Source organism: Eubacterium sp. AF19-12LB, from assembly GCF_003479125.1.
Classification (GTDB): domain Bacteria; phylum Bacillota; class Clostridia; order Lachnospirales; family Lachnospiraceae; genus Eubacterium_U; species Eubacterium_U album.
This window is the reverse complement of record NZ_QUGP01000005.1, coordinates 26,291-45,179: the sequence shown is the minus strand read 5'-3', so window position 1 is coordinate 45,179 and position 18,889 is coordinate 26,291. Positions and strand designations below refer to the sequence as shown.

The following is an 18,889-nucleotide window of genomic DNA, read 5'->3' as shown; positions in this document are numbered from 1 at the left end:
TTAATTTTGCTTTTCTTTTAATCTTTTATTTGCAGTTGCAAGCATAAGTTTAATTCTATTTAACTGGTTAACTTCACTTGCACCGGGATCATAGTCAACAGCTACAATATTTGCTTCAGGGTGCATTGCACGAAGTTTTTTAATAACACCCTTTCCAACAATATGATTTGGAAGACAGGCAAAAGGCTGTGTACAAACGATGTTTGGAACTCCGTCTTTTATTAAGTGAAGCATTTCACCTGTAAGGAACCAACCCTCACCGGTTTGGTTGCCGATTGATACAACTTCTTCAGCCATTTCAGCCATTTCCCAAATATCGCTTGTAGGAGTGAAGTGTTTGCTCTTTATTAAAGCCTCCTTAGCTGTTTTTCTGAAGTATTCTATAGCTTTTATTCCAATGGTACTTAGAATTACTGATGATTTTTTAAAACCTAATTTTTCGGCCTTAAATGTAGAGTTTCTAAATCCATATAAGAAGAAGTCTACAAGGTCAGGCATAACGGCTTCAGCACCTTCAGATTCCAATAAGTTTACAAGGTCATTGTTAGCAGTAGGAGAGAATTTAACAAGAATCTCACCAACAATACCAACACGTGGTTTTTTAATATCTTTTACAGGAATAGCATCAAATTCTTCAACAATCTTGCGAAGATTATTTTTATATCGTTTCATTCCAAATTTATTATCTGCAAGTTCAGCACATAATTTATCTTCCCATTTTTTATGAAGTGCATCTGTTTCGCCGTGATTTACTTCATAAGGTCTTGTTCTGTATACAACTCTCATAAATAAATCGCCGTACATTGCTGCCTGAACTGCTTTAACTGCAAATTTAGGAGTAATCTTAAATCCACTGTTCTTTTCAATACCGGATAAACTAAGGGAAAGAACAGGAATGTATTCTAATCCGGCTTTCTCTAATGCACGTCTGATAAATCCGATATAGTTAGTAGCACGACATCCGCCGCCTGTCTGAGTAATAACAACAGCCACTTTGTGTAAATCATATCTTCCAGATAATAATGCTTCCATAATCTGACCTACAACAATAAGTGAAGGGTAGCAGGCATCATTGTTAACATACTTAAGACCCATATCAATGCATGATTGTTCACTTGGAAGAACTTCAAAGTTGTATCCACATGAATTCATTGCAGATTGAAGCATCTTAAAGTGAATTGGACTCATCTGAGGTGTAAGTATTGTATATTTTTCATCAAACATCTGCTTTGTAAATTCAACTTTTTTGATTGAAGATGGCTTGATGTCTCTTTGATAATTTCTTTCTTTTCTTATTCTAATGGCTGAAAGAAGAGAACGTATTCTGATTCTTGCAGCGCCTAAGTTATTAACTTCATCGATTTTAAGAACAGTGTAAATCTTTCCTGATTTAGTTAAAATATCATTTACGCAGTCAGTCGTAACGGCATCAAGACCACATCCAAATGAATTGAGCTGAACTAAATCAAGATCATCTCTTGTTTTTACATAGTTAGCAGCTGCATAAAGTCTTGAATGGTACATCCACTGGTCAGATACAATCAAAGGTCTTTCAACAGGAGCTAAATGTGAAATAGAATCTTCTGTTAAAACGGCAAGACCATAACTGTTAATCATTTCAGGAATACCGTGGTTGATTTCAGGGTCAACATGGTATGGACGACCTGCAAGTACGATACCGTGAAGATTATGTTCCTTTATATATGCTAATGTCTCTTCGCCTTTTTTGCGAATGTCATCTCTTGAAGCTAATAATTCTACCCATGCAACATGTGCAGCCTGAGTAATTTCGGCTTTAGGAATATCAAATTCTTTTGAAAATTCTTCAACAAGTCGGCTTGTAATAGTTCCCTCATTTGTTAAAGCCATAAACGGATTCATAAATTTGATAGAATTATCGTTTAATTCTTCAACGTTATTTTTTATATTTTCTGCATAAGATGTAACAATAGGGCAGTTGTAGTGGTTATTAGCATCCGGTGTTTCATTTCTTTCGTATGGTATACACGGATAGAAAATAAAATCAATACCGTTTCTGATTAACCAGGTAACATGACCGTGAGCAATCTTTGCAGGATAACATTCTGATTCACTAGGAATTGATTCAATACCTAATTCATATATTTTTCTTGAAGACTCAGGTGAGAGAACAACTCTGTATCCTAATCTTTTAAAGAAAGTAGCCCAGAATGGAAAATTCTCATACATATTAAGTACACGTGGAATTCCTACAGTTCCTCGTTTAGCATTTTCCTCAGACAATGGTTCGTAATCAAACATTCTGTGGAATTTATATTCAAATAAGTTAGGAATGTTATCTTTATTTTTCTCTTTTCCAAGACCTTTTTCACAACGGTTTCCGCTTATGAAACGTCGTCCGTCAATAAATTTATTTATAGTAAGCATACAGTTGTTTGTACAACCTTTGCATCGTGTCATTGTTGTTGTGTAATCAAATTTGTTAATTGCATCGATAGAAAGCATTGTTGTTGCTTCGCCGTGATAACGTTCTCTTGCAATAAGGGCAGCACCAAATGCACCCATAATACCTGCAATGTCAGGACGGATAGCTTCACATCCTGATATTTTTTCAAAACTTCTTAAAACAGCATCATTGTAAAATGTTCCACCCTGAACAACAACTTTTTCCCCAAGGTCTTTAGGGTCTGTGATTTTAATAACTTTATATAAAGCATTCTTAATAACAGAATAAGCAAGTCCGGCAGAAATATCTGCAACGCTTGCACCTTCTTTTTGTGCCTGTTTTACATTTGAATTCATAAATACTGTACAACGTGTACCAAGGTCTGTAGGATTCTTTGCAAATAAAGCTTCTTTAGCAAAATCGACAACTGAGTAATTAAGCGATTTAGCAAATGTTTCAATGAAAGAACCACAACCTGATGAGCAGGCTTCATTTAACTGGACGCTGTCTACAGTCTGATTCTTTATCTTAATACATTTCATGTCCTGACCGCCGATATCAAGAATACAGTCAACGTCAGGTTCAAAGAATGCAGCTGCATAATAATGTGCAACAGTTTCAACTTCACCTTCATCAAGCATTAAAGCCGCTTTAATTAAAGCCTCACCGTATCCTGTAGAACAAGAACGTACAATTTCAGCATCTTTAGGCAATTTAGAGTAAATATCTTTAATTGCACCAATAATAGTTGCCAAAGGATTTCCATTATTACTGCTGTAGAATGAATATAATAAAGTTCCATCTTCTCCGACAACAGCTGCCTTAGTAGTAGTAGAACCTGAATCTATACCTAAGAAACATTTTCCTGAATAAGTGCTTAAATCACCTTTCTTTACTGTATCTTTGTTGTGTCTTACAGTAAATTCAGTATATTCAGCTTCATTTTTAAATAAAGGTTCCATACGTTTGATTTCCATATCCATCTTAATTCCTTTAGAAAGACGGTTATACAAATCTGTTATATTAACTAAAACTTTTGAATCGTGATTCATTGCAGAACCTGTAGCAGCAAATAAATGTGAATGCTCAGGTGCAACAATATGTTCATCATCGAGATTAAGAGTTCTTATAAATGCATTTTTTAATTCAGGAAGGAAGTGAAGAGGCCCTCCTAAAAATGCAACTGTACCACGAATAGGTTTTCCGCATGCCAAACCCGAAATGGTCTGGTTTACAACTGCTTGGAAAATAGAAGCAGCTAAATCCTCTTTTGTAGCACCTTCGTTAATTAATGGCTGAATATCTGTTTTGGCAAATACACCACAACGTGCGGCAATTGGATAAATTGCCTGATAATTAGCAGCGTATTCATTTAAACCACTGGCATCAGTCTGAAGAAGAGAAGCCATCTGGTCAATGAAAGAACCTGTACCACCAGCACAGATACCGTTCATACGCTGTTCAATTCCATTTGTAAAATAAATTATTTTTGCATCTTCGCCACCAAGTTCAATTGCAACATCTGTCTGAGGTGCATAATCATTTAATGCTGTAGAAACAGCTACAACCTCCTGAACAAATGGAACTCCTAAGTGCTTTGACAAAGTAAGTCCGCCTGAACCTGTAATCATAGGTGATAAGGTAATGTCACCTAATTTTTCTTTAGCCTTTTTTAATAATCCGGCTAAAGTTTCCTGAATATTTGCATAGTGACGCTCATAGTCAGCAAACATAATTTCATTATCATTATTTAAAATTGCAATTTTTACAGTTGTTGAGCCAATGTCAATACCAAGGCTGTAATATGCTTTATCATTCATTGTTGTTTACCTTCCTCTTAAGTTATAAAAATCCATAAACGTTATACATTATATTATAATTTGCGACAAATAACAACATATAAATAAGTACATAAGAGTAACAAATTTGTGAATTGTTTTTAAAAATGTCCTGATTTTTTAATTAAAATTTAACAATCAGGGTGTAACATTTGAATGTGCCAAAAAAGATATGTAAAAAATGTATTGTATGTTTGACAAAAGATACTAATAAAATTATACTTGTATAAGATTTTAGAATAGGAGATTTCTATGAAACAATCAAACTTTGAAAGAAAATTCAGCAGATACGCAATTAGCAATTTATCCCTATATTTAGTAATCGGATATGCCATAGGTTATGCAATTTATTATTTGTTCCCGGATTTATATGAATATATTACATTTGATCCATATTTAATATTACATGGACAGATTTGGAGAATTGTAACATGGGTAGTTACAATGCCTGAGACATTAGGACTGTTTACTATAATTATGCTTTTCTTTTATTATTCAGTAGGAAACAATCTTGAATATACATGGGGAAAGTATCGATATAACGTATACATTTTTTCAGGAATGCTATTTACGATTATAGGTGCATTTCTTTTATATGCAATTTTAATAATAATGTGTAACACAACAGGTGAATATGAGACAGTGTTAAATGCAGTTGGCATGAGCTATAGTGGCACAAGTGTAACGGATTTAGCAGTAATATACAGAGGCATTGGTATGGGAATAGGTAATTTTGTAAGTACCTATTATATTAATATGTCAATTTTCCTTGCATTTGCAGCTACTTATCCTGATGCTGAGGTATTGCTTTATTTCATAATTCCTATAAAGGTAAAATGGTTAGGAGTATTATATGGAGCATTCATTTTTGTAGAAATACTTCAAGGCTCATGGGTAACAAGAATGATGGTAATTACATCGTTACTTAATTTTATGATTTTCTTCTTTCAAACAAGAAATAAATTATCACCATATCAGATAAAACGAAAAAGAGAATATCGAAAGAATATACGTCAGGCTACACAGCCTAAATATGAAAATGGTGCTAAGCATAAATGTGCAATCTGTGGAAGAACAGAATTAGATGATCCTAATTTGACTTTCAGATATTGCTCAAAATGTAGTGGAAATAAAGAGTACTGTCAGGACCATTTATTTACACATACACATTGTTAATTGAAAATGGAGGAATAAAATATATATGGCTCAAAAAGAATTTGAAAGAGGAGCGGGAATATTGATGCATATTAGCAGCCTTCCGTCACCTTATGGAATAGGTTCTTTTGGAAAGGATGCATATGAATTTGTCGACAGACTAGTTGGTGCAAGACAAAAATATTGGCAGGTTTTGCCTCTTGGAACAACAAGTTATGGAGATAGCCCATACGCTTCTTTTTCTGCGTTTGCAGGTAATCCTTATTTTATTGATTTGGATACTCTAATTGAAGAAGGCCTGATTACAAAAGAATATGTAGATAGTTTTAGATGGAACATTGAAGAACAGTATGTTGACTATGGTTTGATATATAATTCCAGATTTATTGTTTTAAAAGAAGCTTATAAGAATAGTAATCACAAGGCATTGAAAGAATATAAAGAATTTGTTAAAGAAAATGATTTTTGGATTGATGATTACTGCTTGTATTGTGTATGCAAAAATGATGCTGAGTCGACTTCGTGGCAGGATTGGGAAGAGGATATAAGATTCAGAAAGCAGGAAGCGTTAGATAAAAAGATAGAAGAATTTTCAGATGAACTGGATTTCTATAGGTTTTTACAGTTTAAATTCTTCGAACAATGGTTTAAACTAAAAGAGTATGCCAACGAAAAAGGAATTGAAATAATAGGAGACATACCAATTTATGTCGCTATGGATTCAGCAGATGTATGGTCTCATCCTGAAATTTTTCAACTGGATGAAAATCTGGAGGCAAAAAAGGTTGCAGGAGTTCCACCTGATGCTTTTTCTGATTTGGGCCAGAGATGGGGAAATCCATTATATGATTGGAATAAGTTAGAAAAAGATGATTTTTCATGGTGGAGAAAAAGAATGGAACACTCTGCGAAACTATACGATATAGTTAGAATTGATCATTTTATTGGAATGACAAAATATTATACGATTCCGGCAGAGGATGAGGATGCCAGAAATGGAAAATGGGAAAAAGGTCCGGGAATGAAACTTATAAAAGCTATATCGCAAGCAATAGGAGACAAGAAAATTATTGCTGAAGATTTAGGCGTAAAAATACCTGAAGTAGTGGAAGTACTTGAAAAAAGTGGATTCCCGGGAATGAAGGTTTTGGAGTTTGCATTTGATGGAGACAGAAAGAATGAACATTTACCATATTTTTGGACAAAAAATACTGTGGCTTATGGTGGAACTCATGATAATGATACATTAATGGGATATTTTACTGGTCTGCAATATTGGGAGCTTGGTTACATAAGAGAATTTTTAGAATGTAGACATGGCTCGATTGAAGATATTGTGGATAAATTATTTACATGCGCCTATGCCAGCGTGGCGAATGTTGTAATATTCCAAATGCAGGATGTTTTAAAAGTTGGCAATATTGGCAGAATGAATCTGCCATCATCAATGGGAACTAACTGGCGTTGGAGAATGACCAAAAACCAGTTTGGTGATAAAGAAGTTGAGAGACTTAGATATTTAACCGATATATACGGCAGATAATTATTAGGAGGACTGAAAAAATGGAAAAGAAACCGTTTGTAACACTTGAACAACTTAAGGAAATTGAAAAGACTTATCCTACGCCATATCATATTTATGATGAAAAGGGTTTTATGGAGAATGCAAGAAAAGTTAATGAAGCATTTTCATGGAATAAGGGATTTAGAGAATATTTTGCTGTTAAAGCTGAACCAAATCCATTTATCATAAAGAAGTTAAAAGAAGTCGGATGTGGTGTTGACTGTTCATCATATACAGAACTTATGATTGCTGACAAATTAGGGTTTAGAGACGATGAGATTATGTTCTCTTCAAATGAAACACCTGAAGGTGAATTTGGATACTGCGCAAAGCTTGGTGGAATTATTAATCTTGATGATATTACAATGATTGATTTCATGGAAAAAGAAGCAGGCATTCCTGAAACTGTAAGTTGCAGATATAATCCGGGTGGAGTTTTTGAAGCATGTAACGGAATTATGGATAATCCGGGAGATGCTAAATATGGAATGACTCACGAACAGATTATTGAAGCTTACAAGATTTTAAAAGAAAAAGGCGTAAAGAATTTTGGAATTCATGCATTTTTAGCTAGTAATACAGTTACAAATGAATATTATCCAAGACTTGCCAAGACAATCTTTGAGCTTGCAGTTGAATTAAAAGAAAAGACAGGAGCACACATTAAATTCATCAATTTATCAGGTGGTGTTGGAATACCTTACAGACCGGATCAGGAACCAAATGATATTATGGTTATTGGCGAGGGAGTAAGAAAAGTATATGAAGAGGTGCTTACACCTGCAGGAATGGATGATGTAGCTATTTATACTGAAATGGGAAGATTCATGATGGGACCATACGGTGCACTTGTAACAAAGGCTGTACATGAAAAGCATATTTACAAAGAATATATTGGCGTAGATGCATGTGCTGCTAACTTGATGAGACCTGCAATGTATGGAGCTTACCATCATATTACTGTTATGGGTAAGGAAAATGAACCTTGCGACCATACATATGATATTGTTGGTTCATTATGCGAAAATAATGACAAATTTGCAGTAGACAGAAAATTGCCAAAGATTGATATGGGAGATTTCCTTGTAATTCATGATTCAGGAGCTCATGGATTCTCAATGGGATATAATTATAACGGAAGACTTCGTTCTGCAGAATTATTGTTACAGGAAGATGGAAGCGTAAAATTAATTCGTAGAGCAGAAACTCCAAAAGATTATTTTGCTACATTTGATTTCTGTGACATAATGAAATAGTCATGGAGGAAAATATGAGACAGATAATTAATGAGATTTCTAAGGGTAAAAATATAGATGATAATCTAAAAAAATATGCAGATGGATTTAGTGAAATAAATAATAAATTTGCATATATCAGACTTGCGCTTAACTACTATACTTTTTTGCAGATGCAGCAGGATGAAAATGATGTAATAAGTTCTGATATTGTCTTAGAATTAAATAAGATGAATGAAGTTATTGCAGACATGAGTGAAGAAGATATAAGTGTAGTTGAGGATATGCGTAATAACATCATTAGAAAAATGCAGGCCTTAACATATTATGTAGATAAGTATAATGTATACGAATTTGCGTACAACAGAGTTGAATATAAATATCACGATTATGATATGCCGGCAAATTATAGTGATGAAGAATTTACAAGAAAAATAATGAAATATATATTCGATGATGAAGACGCGACAATAATTAACAGTAAAATATGTGAAATTATAGGTCAGCTTCCAATCAGAATGACTAAATCAAAGTTTTTTGAATATGTAAATTCGGGATTAGATGTATATAATCAGGGCGAAAAGAGTAGTTTAGATGATTTTGTTTATAGAATAAGAACAAGTGCTATTTTAGAAGAAAAGGAAGATTACAAACTTTTATATCCGGAAATTCATGATACATTTGAAGAATTAGATAAATATGATTTGAAGAATATAACAGAAGATGAAGTTAATGAATTTTCTGAAAAATTATCAGAGTTAACAGCTTATATTGATGATAATGTGTCTGCAAATATGATGATGCAGGAATTGATTAATGATGTTTTGCTTGTGCTATATACATCAGAGAGTCAGGAAAATGATGACATTACAGCAATATGTAGCGAAGTTGTCAGTGAAACTAATTTGATGTTTACAGGAAAATTTGCTCATAAGACAAATGAAGAATTAGAGGCGATGTTTGTTAAATTAGAAGGCAAACAGGAAGAACTTTATCACAATATAATGAATTACGATATTGTTGACCAGATATTAGATAAGAATAAAGATGACATTATCAGAAATAATCTTGAAAAAACATATGAAAAGGTATCAAGACTTCCTCTGTTAAATTCAGAAAGTTTATTTGTGGAATTTGACAAAAAACAGGATAAGGATAAGGTAAATGAAGAATATTTAGAAAAGGTAAAGGAAAATCTGTACAAAGAATTTGTCGACAAATTCGCTAATAGTCAGAGGCTGATAAAGAAGTCAATAATGTCTGCAACATTGAGTGAATTACCTGTATTTTTCAACAATATAAGTGAATTACAGGATTTCGTATACAATTGTTTACATGGATGTACTGATATGGCAGAAAAAAAGGGATGCTTAGAAATCATTTCATCGATGATTGTATAAATAGGAGGTGCATATGAAATGGTGCGATGATTTGTATATAGGACATGAAGCGATGGACGATAAGGATAATATTGTCTCTAAAATAAAAGAAGGAAAAATGCAGTTTAATATTTATGTATTGGCTGCACCCTTCAATGATACGGATGTCCTTGACATTTATCCGTCATATGTGCTCTTACAAAAGAGATATCTTAATTCGGAACTTATGATTTATGGTATAGCTAAAGGCAAGGAAGAAGCTTATGATATGACCCAGTTGATTATTATGGATTGTTTCCGCGCAACAGGGCAATTTAAACTGAAAGAATATATGAAAAATAATCATAGTTTCACTTGATTGCAGCAGAAGGAGCAAAATGTTACATATTTTATTAATTTTATTAAAAATAATAGGAATTATTCTGCTGGCGAGTCTTGCTTTAGTTGCGCTGTTGTTTATTTTACCGGCATCATATAAGATTGAAGGAATAAAAAATAAAGAGCAAAGTTATTTAAGAATTCATGGAGGATGGCTTTTTCATCTTCTCCATTTTAATATGGAATATAGTGAAGAATTGAAGTATTCATTGAGAATTTTGGGATTTAAAATTTATAGTGATGATAATGATGAAAATGCAGATGATTCTTATGAAACATTTGAAAATGACGAAAAATATGAAAAACGTGGCAGAACAGAAGATAATGATAAAAATATGAATTCTGTGGAGAGTGATGATTTCATAAAAGCCGGACAAGAGTTTAAGGGTGATAACATTGAGGGAAAAGCTTTGGCAAACAGTCAGAAAAATTTAGATAAAGAAAATGTAGATGAACGTCAGTCTTATATTAACAAAGAAGAATCATCAACCGATGAAGAAAATAGTGATTTAGACTATAAAGTAAAGCAGTTAATAGATTTTGTTAAAAATATATGGTTTAAATGTAGAAAACTATTTGGTAAAATAAAACATAAGGTTCGAAGCACAAAACACAAATTTAAAAATAATCAAAAAAAATTTAAATATTTAATAGATTATTTAAAGAGTGAAGAAGTAAAAACTGCATATAACTATATTAAAAGTAAGACAAAGCAGATTGTAAAGTTACTTAAACCTAAAAAAATAAGAGGAAAACTTGAGTTTGGATTTGACAGCCCGGACAAGACGGGAAAGATGCTTGGAGTTATTGCAGTTGTATGTACTGCGTTAAAGCTTAATATGGATAATTTTCAAATAGAACCTGATTTTGAAAACAAGAAATTTAACGGAATAATCAGAGCGTGGGGACATTTTTCTATAGGAGTTGTAGGTGTTTATATTTTACAGATTTATATGAAAGATGAAGTGCATGCCGTTATTGATAAGTTTAGTTGACAGGAGGTATTTATATGTCAGAAGATAGAAAAGCCACAGATGATTTACTAAGAGCAATGGAAAAATTTATTACTACAAAATCTGTTGTAGGTGAAGCAATAACTGTTGGAGATACAATTATTCTTCCTATGGCTGATGTTTCTTTTGGAATGGGTGTTGGTACTTTTTCAAAAGACACAAGTGCAGGTGGAGGAGTTGGTGGAAAGATAACACCAAGTGCCGTATTGGTTATAAAAGATGGTTCTTCAAAACTTATCAGTATAAATGACCAGGATGGGTTCTCGAGAATCATTGATATGGTTCCTGATATTGTTAATAAATTTACAAGTAAAAATGATGATGCAGATACATTTGATGAAGAGTAAATGAAAATTAAGAATTATTACAATTGATTTTTAGAAATAAATTAATAAAAATGGCTTGTTTATAGGTTATTTTTATTAATTTTTTTCATATAATATCTATATAAAAACACTAGGAATTAAAATGGGAAAAGTTTGTGGATTTGCTTTATTTTGGGTCGCGCTTGGAATGACTATAGCGTTAATAATAAGTAGCACTTTTTTAGTGGTCTGCTTAATAATTATGTGCCTGATTTTAGGGTATAATCTTTTTTGCTCATGCAAATAAAATACAGAAAGGTAAATGAACAATGAACATAGCAGATTTATTTGAAGAAGGAAAAACAATATTTTCTTTTGAGGTATTTCCACCAAAGAAAGAAAGTGGAATAGAAACGGTATATGACACAATAGAAAAACTTACGGATTTGAAACCTGATTTTATTAGTGTTACTTATGGAGCAGGTGGAAGTGGAGTGACAAATCCTATAACAAAGGATATTTGCTCAAAAATTAAGAATGAATATAAATTAGAAACAATAGCTCATTTGTCATGTATTAATAACACAAAGGATGAAATAGATAAGATTCTTGAAGAATTAAAAAAAGAGGGAATAGACAATATTTTAGCCTTAAGAGGTGACAGAGTTGAAGGCTTAGAACCTAAAAAAGATTTTACATATGCATCAGATTTAACAAAATATATTATGGACAAGGGTGGATTCCATGTTTCAGGAGCATGTTATCCTGAAGTACATATGGAAGCAAAAGATGCAGTTGATGATATAAAGAACTTAAAGAAAAAAGTGGATGCAGGAGCAGACCATTTGATTTCTCAGTTGTTTTTTGATAATAGAGTATTCTACGATTTTCTGGAAAGAGCTAGAATTGCAGATATTAATGTACCGATTGAAGCCGGAATTATGCCTGTAACAAGTAAGAGCCAGATTGAAAGAATGGTTACAATGTGTGGAGCAAGTATTCCTGCATCATTATCAAGAATAATGCAGAGATATGAATCAAATCCGGAAGCTTTAAGAGATGCAGGAATTGCATATGCGATTAATCAGATTATTGATTTGGCAGCTAATGGAGTTGATGGTGTACATATTTATACAATGAACAATCCTTATGTAGCAAGAAAAATTACAGAAGGAGTTGAAAGTGTGGTTAAGCACAACAGATAAGGAATAAAATGAGAGATAAAGACATAATACTTGACTATGTAAATGTAAATGAAGCTTTAAGATATTTAGGATATGGGGATAATAAACCTGACAATAATACAAAAAAAATATTGGATATATGTAGTGAAGAATTGCTAAAGGTTATACAGCCTAAATATGTTTATAGAGTATTTGATTTAAATGAAGATTATTCTATAGATGGTGTGGATTTTGAATTAAAAGGAGAGGCAATAAAAAATCATCTTAAAGGATGTGAAAAAATTGCCATGATGTGTGTTACTTTATCTTCAGGAGTAGACTCTTTGATTAGAAGAAAGCAGATAGGAGATATGGCACAGGCGGCTATAATAGATAGCATGGCTTCAGCTGCAGTGGAACAGGTATGTGACAAGGTTGAAGAAATTATAAAAAATGAATTTCCTCATTATGAATATACATGGAGATTTGGTGTTGGATATGATGATTTTCCGTTAGAATTGCAACAACAGTTTTTAAATGTTGTAAATGCATCAAAACAGATAGGCGTATGTGTTAATGATAGTTTTATGCTTACACCTACAAAATCAGTTACATGTATAATTGGTATGGGACATAATCTTAATACATCAAGCAAGAAGAGTTGCGATAATTGCAGCTTTAGAGAAAAATGCCAATATAGGAAGGCGGGAAAGAACTGTGGACGTTAAAGAATTATTGAAAAAAGGATATATTGTTTTAGACGGAGCTATGGGAACAATGCTTCAGAAAAAAGGAATGAAGATGGGAGTGGTTCCTGAAACTTTGGGAATTACAAAGCCGGAATGGATTATTGATATTCATAAACAATATATTGAAGCCGGTTCGGATATTGTTTATGCAAATACATTTGGCGCAAACAGATATAAGTTAAAGGGTACAGGATATTCAACAGAAGAAATAATAAAAAAGGCAATTGAAAACGGTAGAAAAGCATGTGAAGGAAGCGAAAGCTTCGTTGCACTTGATATAGGACCTATAGGACAACTTCTTGAACCAACAGGAAGTTTAAGCTTTGAAGAAGCATATGATATTTTTAAAGAAGAAATTCTTGCCGGAAAAGATGCAGATGTAATTGTAATTGAAACAATGACTGATTTGTTAGAAACAAAAGCAGCAGTCTTGGCAGCTAAAGAAAATTCAAACTTACCGGTGTTTGTTACAATGACATTTGAAGAAAATAAAAGAACTTTCACAGGATGTTCAGTCTCAGCAATGGTACTTACAATTGTGGGACTTGGGGTTGATGCAATTGGTGTAAACTGTTCTCTTGGGCCTGACCAGTTAGCACCAATAGTAGAAGAAATAGGAAAATGGTCAGATATTCCGGTAATTGTAAAGGCTAATGCAGGTTTGCCTGACCCTGTTACAAATGAATATGATGTAACACCTGAGCAGTTTGTTGAAGATTATAAACAGATGCTAAAATTTGGTGCTAGAATATTTGGCGGATGTTGTGGTACAAATCCTGAGTATATTCGTGCCGTTAAAGCAATGCTTGTAGAAGCACAGAAGAATAATGAATTTGAATCAAACAGACAGGAAAGACAACTTGCAATATGTTCTCCAATTAATACTGTAGTAGTTAATCAGCCAAGAATTATCGGTGAAAGAATCAATCCTACAGGTAAAAAGCGTTTTAAACAAGCGTTAGTTGAAAAAGATATGGACTATATTTTAGGACAGGCAACTGAACAGATAGAAGCCGGAGCTGAAATATTAGATGTAAATGTTGGTCATCCTGAAATCGATGAAAAAGAAATGATGATTAAGACTGTAAAAGAACTTCAAAGCATTGTTTCAGTTCCACTTCAGATCGATTCAACAAAACCGGAAGTTATTGAGGCGGCTTTGCGAGTTTATAATGGTAAGGCAATTGTAAACTCGGTAAATGGCGAAGATAAGGTGTTAGACACGATTCTACCTATAGTTAAGAAGTACGGTGCTGCAGTTATCGGACTTGCATTGGATGAAAATGGTATTCCTGCTGATTATAAAGGACGAGTAGAGATAGCAAAGAAAATTTTAAATAAAGCGTTAAGCTATGGAATACCAAAAGAAGACATTATTATAGACTGTTTGGTTTTAACTGTTTCAGCAGAACAGAAAGCTGCAGGAGAAACTTTAAAGGCATTAAATATTGTTAAAAATGAATTAGGATTAAGAACTGTTTTGGGTGTATCGAACATTTCATTTGGTTTACCAAACAGAGAATTAGTAAATAAGACATTTTTGACAATGGCACTTACAAATGGACTTGATTTGCCTATTATGAATCCGAATGTTCCGTCAATGGTATGGGCTGTAAGAACTTATAAGGTGCTTGCAGATATAGATAAAAATTCAATGGAATTTATTTCCCATGCGGATGAATATACAGAGGTAGTTGGAAACAGTAAAACAAAAGAAGGCGCAGTTCCAGCTGATAATGGTGATGCAAATGACGGTAAGAACAGTAAATTGCTAAAGGCAATGGAACAGGGACTTAAAAATGAAGGTGCAGAATTGACAAGAGCTTATCTTGAAAATAAAGACGCCATGGAAATAATAAATGATATGCTTATTCCGGCATTAGATGTTGTGGGTGACAAATTTGAAAAAGGAAAAATATTCCTTCCACAGCTAATTATGGCAGCTGATGTTGCAAAAGTATGTTTTGATGAAGTTAAGAATTATATGTCAGCTAAAGGTGGTCAGTCAGAACAAAAAGGTAAGATTGTAATAGCTACTGTAAAAGGTGATATTCATGATATCGGAAAAAATATTGTGAAAGTAATTCTTGAAAACTATGGTTATAATGTAATTGACCTTGGAAGAGACGTGGACCCAATGAAAGTAGTAGAAGCTGTAAAGAAAAATGATGTAAAACTCGTAGGACTGTCAGCACTTATGACTACAACATTAGGTTCAATGGAAGATACAATTAATCTTTTAAAGGAAAATAATCTTGACTGTAAAATAATGGTCGGTGGAGCTGTGCTTACTGAAGATTATGCAATGAAAATCGGTGCCGATTATTATGCAAAGGATGCAAAACGAAGTGCAGATATTGCTAAAGAAGTTTTAGGTTAGAGAATATAAAAATAGCGGTGGTAATAGATGGAAATCTGACCACCGTTTTATTATTGTGCTACTCCAATTCTTGACATAGAGTTAAGTTTGGATATTTTAAATATAAAAATAAAAAAGAACCAACAGCGTTGGTTCTTTTTTATTAAGCACGTTCAACCTTACCTGATCTTAAGCAAGAAGTACAAACGTACATTTTCTTTGCGCCTCCGTTAACTTTAACTTTAACAGATTTGATATTTGATTTCCACATTTTATTTGAACGTCTATGAGAATGGCTCACAGCGTTACCAAAATGAGCACCCTTATCGCAAATTTCACATTTAGCCATAATAGCACCTCCTTACACAAAACAATTAGGTCAAATTAACGTAATTGACCTGACACAAAGAGCATTCTAACAGAAAATATTGCAATTTGCAACAGTTTTTTGTATAAATATAAAAATAAATCCAACAAATTACCTATTTATATAAGAAACAGTTCAGCCAAAAGCTCGAATCCGCAGATAAATCTGCTACTTCTCGCTTATTTGGCTCACCAAATGCCACTATACCATTAGGCCCAATAGCCTGTGAGCAGTCTTTGAACCTAATGGTATAGTGGCGCTTGGCTGAACTGTTGATAAAATCTGCTTTTATTTTTTTAGAAAAGAATGTATAATATAGTAAGCTATGTATAAAAATGATTTTGAGATATACAGGAGGTATATATATGAAAGGAAAGATGAATACTGATTTAGGTCAGGTTTTAATTAGCCCGGAAGTAATTGCTAAATATGCCGGAACAACAGCATGTGAATGTTTTGGTATTGTTGGTATGGCAATGGTAAGTGTAAAAGACGGTCTTGTTAAATTATTAAAGAGAGACAGCTTATCAAAAGGAATAAATGTTACAATTGATGAAAATAATGAGATTTTAATAGAATTCCATGTTATTATCGCTTATGGTGTTAATATTTCTACAATAGCTGAGAATATTATTTCTAGTGTTAAGTATAAAGTAGAAGCTTATACAGGAATGACAGTTAAGAAAATTAATATATATGTTGAAGGAGTTAGAGTAATAGACTAACTAATTACTCAAGGAGGAAATTATTTTGGTTAATAAGATTGATGCTAGTATGTTTCAAAAAATGTTCTTAGCAGGAGCAAAAAATCTTGAAGCAAAGAAAGAATGGATTAATGAATTAAATGTATTCCCTGTACCGGATGGAGATACAGGTACAAATATGACATTAACAATTATGTCAGCAGCTAAAGAAGTAGGCGGAATTGAAAATCCTGATATGAAAGTAATTGCTAAAGCAATATCATCAGGTTCCTTAAGAGGAGCCAGAGGTAATTCAGGTGTTATCCTTTCCCAGTTATTCAGAGGATTCACAAAGGAAATTAAGACATGTGAAGAAATTGATGCAATGGTTTTAGCAAAAGCCTGCAATAGAGCGGTTGAAACAGCATACAAAGCAGTTATGAAACCTAAAGAAGGTACAATCCTTACAGTTGCAAAAGGAATGGCAGATAAAGCAGCACAAGTAGCTGAAACAGAAGAAGATTTAACAGTAATGATTGATGAAATCATTAAACATGGTGATGATGTACTTAATCAGACACCTGAAATGCTTCCTGTTTTAAAACAGGCCGGAGTTGTTGATTCAGGTGGACAGGGATTAATGCAGGTTGTAAAGGGTGCTTACGATGCATTCCTTGGAAAAGAAATAGACCTTACAATAGAAGATGCAGCTAAACCGGTTGACAAGTCTAAATTAGAAGTTACAGATAATTTTGATATTAAATATGGATACTGCACTGAATTTATTATTAATTTAGATAAAGAAATGCCTATTGAAACAGAAAAAGAATTTAAAGCATATCTTGAATCTATAGGTGATTCTATTGTAGTTGTTGCTGATGATGAAGTAGTAAAGGTTCATGTTCATACTAATGATCCGGGACTTGCTATTCAGAAAGCTCTTACATTTGGATCTCTTTCAAAGATGAAGATTGATAATATGAGAGAAGAGCATCAGGAAAGATTAATTAAAGATGCTGAGAAAGTAGCAGCTCAACAGGAAGAAGAAAAAAAGAATGAGCCTAGAAAAGACTATGGATTTGTAGCAATTTCTGTAGGTGAAGGCTTAGATGAAATATTTAAGGGATTAGGAGTTGACTATATTATTTCAGGTGGTCAGACAATGAATCCAAGCACAGAAGATATTTTAGAGGCAGTTGATAAGATAAATGCCGATACAATATTTGTTCTTCCTAATAACAAGAATATTATTCTTGCAGCACAGCAGGCTGAAAGTTTAGTTGAAGATAAAAAGCTTGTTGTAATTCCATCAAAGACAGTTCCTCAGGGAATTGCAGCTATGATTGGATTTGTACAAGAATCTTCAGTAGAAGAAAACAAGGAATCAATGATTGAAAACATGTCATATATAAAGACAGGACAGTCAACTTACGCAGTAAGAGACACAGTTATTGATGATAAGGAAATTCATGAAGGAAATATTATGGGTATAGGTGATGACGGAATCCTTTCAGTAGGTGAAGATATTGCTGATACAACAGTTGATATGATTCGTGAAATGGTTGATGAAGAATCAGAAATTGTCAGCCTTTACTATGGTAGCGATGTGACAGAAGACGATGCAAATGAATTAGCAAAAAAAGTTGAAAAAGCACTTCCGGACGTAGAAGTAGAAGTTTATCCGGGTGGACAGCCAATTTACTATTATATAGCATCAGTGGAATAGGCTTGGAGGAATATGTATGGAAGAAACATTTGTAGAATATATTGTTAAAACAAAAACATCACTTTCAGCAATTGGAATTAGAATAGGATGCATATTTATTGTTATATGTTGCTTTTTACTTACAGCAGTTCTTGGAATTTTAGGTGTAACATTAGGTGTACTGGCCATTTATCTCACATATATGGCTTTTCAGATGACAAGTGTAGAATATGAATATTCAATACTTAACAGTGAAATTTCTGTTGATAAAATAATGGGACAGAGAAAAAGAAAAAAAGTTGCTGAATTTGATATGAAAAATGCAGAAATAATGGCAGATGCAGACAGTGAAGAAATTCTTCGCCGTGTTAATAATGAAATGAAGGTTCTTGATTATTCATCAAGAGAAGCCGGAAAATTAAAATATGCTGTTATTTTCAACGAAGCAAATGGGATTACGGAAATGATTTTTGAACCAAATGAAAAAATGGTTGAAGCATTACACAAAATAAGACCAAGCATAGTTAGAATTGCAAACAGATAGTTAAATATTTACATTCCTTTATGGAAA

Annotated in this window: 15 protein-coding genes; 13 read left to right on the top strand and 2 right to left on the bottom strand. The window is 33.1% G+C overall.

Annotated features, from left to right (window positions below):
• A complete protein-coding gene (locus DWX29_RS06235) occupies window positions 1–4,245 on the bottom strand; it encodes a 2-hydroxyacyl-CoA dehydratase (RefSeq protein ID WP_118565423.1) in 4,245 nt (1,414 codons plus the stop codon).
• A 270-nt stretch (window positions 4,246–4,515) separates the two neighbouring features.
• Between DWX29_RS06235 and DWX29_RS06230 the strand changes: the two genes are divergently transcribed.
• From DWX29_RS06230 to DWX29_RS06185, 10 genes are all read left to right on the top strand, one after another.
• The gene (locus DWX29_RS06230) at window positions 4,516–5,439 is read left to right on the top strand and encodes a hypothetical protein (RefSeq protein WP_117909551.1); all 924 of its coding nucleotides are present in this window, start codon (window positions 4,516–4,518) and stop codon (window positions 5,437–5,439) included.
• 25 nt (window positions 5,440–5,464) lie between these two features.
• Window positions 5,465–6,961, top strand: a complete 1,497-nt coding sequence (gene malQ, locus DWX29_RS06225) for a 4-alpha-glucanotransferase (RefSeq protein WP_117909549.1) — start codon at window positions 5,465–5,467, stop codon at window positions 6,959–6,961.
• Window positions 6,962–6,981: 20 nt separating this feature from the next.
• Entirely contained in the window at window positions 6,982–8,238 is a 1,257-nt protein-coding gene (locus tag DWX29_RS06220) for a diaminopimelate decarboxylase (RefSeq protein ID WP_117909548.1), read from the top strand.
• 14 nt (window positions 8,239–8,252) lie between these two features.
• Window positions 8,253–9,617 (top strand): hypothetical protein, encoded by a 1,365-nt coding sequence (locus DWX29_RS06215; RefSeq protein ID WP_118565422.1) that lies wholly within the window; start codon window positions 8,253–8,255, stop codon window positions 9,615–9,617.
• 13 nt (window positions 9,618–9,630) lie between these two features.
• Window positions 9,631–9,954 (top strand): hypothetical protein, encoded by a 324-nt coding sequence (locus DWX29_RS06210; protein ID WP_117909544.1) that lies wholly within the window; start codon window positions 9,631–9,633, stop codon window positions 9,952–9,954.
• 19 nt (window positions 9,955–9,973) lie between these two features.
• Complete coding sequence (locus tag DWX29_RS06205) at window positions 9,974–10,969, top strand: DUF2953 domain-containing protein (protein WP_117909542.1); 996 nt, start codon at window positions 9,974–9,976, stop codon at window positions 10,967–10,969.
• Between the two features lie 14 nt (window positions 10,970–10,983).
• Window positions 10,984–11,334 (top strand): GerW family sporulation protein, encoded by a 351-nt coding sequence (locus DWX29_RS06200; protein WP_022089825.1) that lies wholly within the window; start codon window positions 10,984–10,986, stop codon window positions 11,332–11,334.
• Between the two features lie 287 nt (window positions 11,335–11,621).
• Window positions 11,622–12,497 (top strand): methylenetetrahydrofolate reductase [NAD(P)H], encoded by an 876-nt coding sequence (gene metF, locus DWX29_RS06195; protein WP_117909540.1) that lies wholly within the window; start codon window positions 11,622–11,624, stop codon window positions 12,495–12,497.
• Between the two features lie 8 nt (window positions 12,498–12,505).
• Complete coding sequence (locus DWX29_RS06190; protein WP_118565421.1) at window positions 12,506–13,183, top strand: vitamin B12 dependent-methionine synthase activation domain-containing protein; 678 nt, start codon at window positions 12,506–12,508, stop codon at window positions 13,181–13,183.
• Window positions 13,173–15,584: a homocysteine S-methyltransferase family protein gene (locus DWX29_RS06185; RefSeq protein WP_118565420.1), complete on the top strand. Its 2,412-nt coding sequence runs from the start codon at window positions 13,173–13,175 to the stop codon at window positions 15,582–15,584. Before DWX29_RS06190 ends, DWX29_RS06185 begins: the two co-directional genes overlap by 11 nt.
• 142 nt (window positions 15,585–15,726) lie before the next feature.
• Here the strand turns inward: DWX29_RS06185 and rpmB are convergent, their stop codons facing one another.
• Window positions 15,727–15,912: a 50S ribosomal protein L28 gene (gene rpmB / locus DWX29_RS06180; protein ID WP_022089829.1), complete on the bottom strand. Its 186-nt coding sequence runs from the start codon at window positions 15,910–15,912 to the stop codon at window positions 15,727–15,729.
• A 383-nt stretch (window positions 15,913–16,295) separates the two neighbouring features.
• Here rpmB and DWX29_RS06175 point away from each other — a divergent pair, with 383 nt between their 5' ends.
• Genes DWX29_RS06175 through DWX29_RS06165 form a run of 3 tightly spaced genes read left to right on the top strand, consistent with a single transcriptional unit; the run spans window position 16,296 to window position 18,862 of the window.
• A complete protein-coding gene (locus tag DWX29_RS06175; protein WP_118565419.1) occupies window positions 16,296–16,655 on the top strand; it encodes an Asp23/Gls24 family envelope stress response protein in 360 nt (119 codons plus the stop codon).
• Between the two features lie 22 nt (window positions 16,656–16,677).
• Complete coding sequence (locus DWX29_RS06170; RefSeq protein ID WP_336306544.1) at window positions 16,678–18,339, top strand: DAK2 domain-containing protein; 1,662 nt, start codon at window positions 16,678–16,680, stop codon at window positions 18,337–18,339.
• A gap of 16 nt (window positions 18,340–18,355) precedes the next feature.
• Window positions 18,356–18,862, top strand: a complete 507-nt coding sequence (locus DWX29_RS06165) for a DUF6106 family protein (protein WP_022089832.1) — start codon at window positions 18,356–18,358, stop codon at window positions 18,860–18,862.
• The last annotated feature ends 27 nt before the right edge of the window (window positions 18,863–18,889 follow it).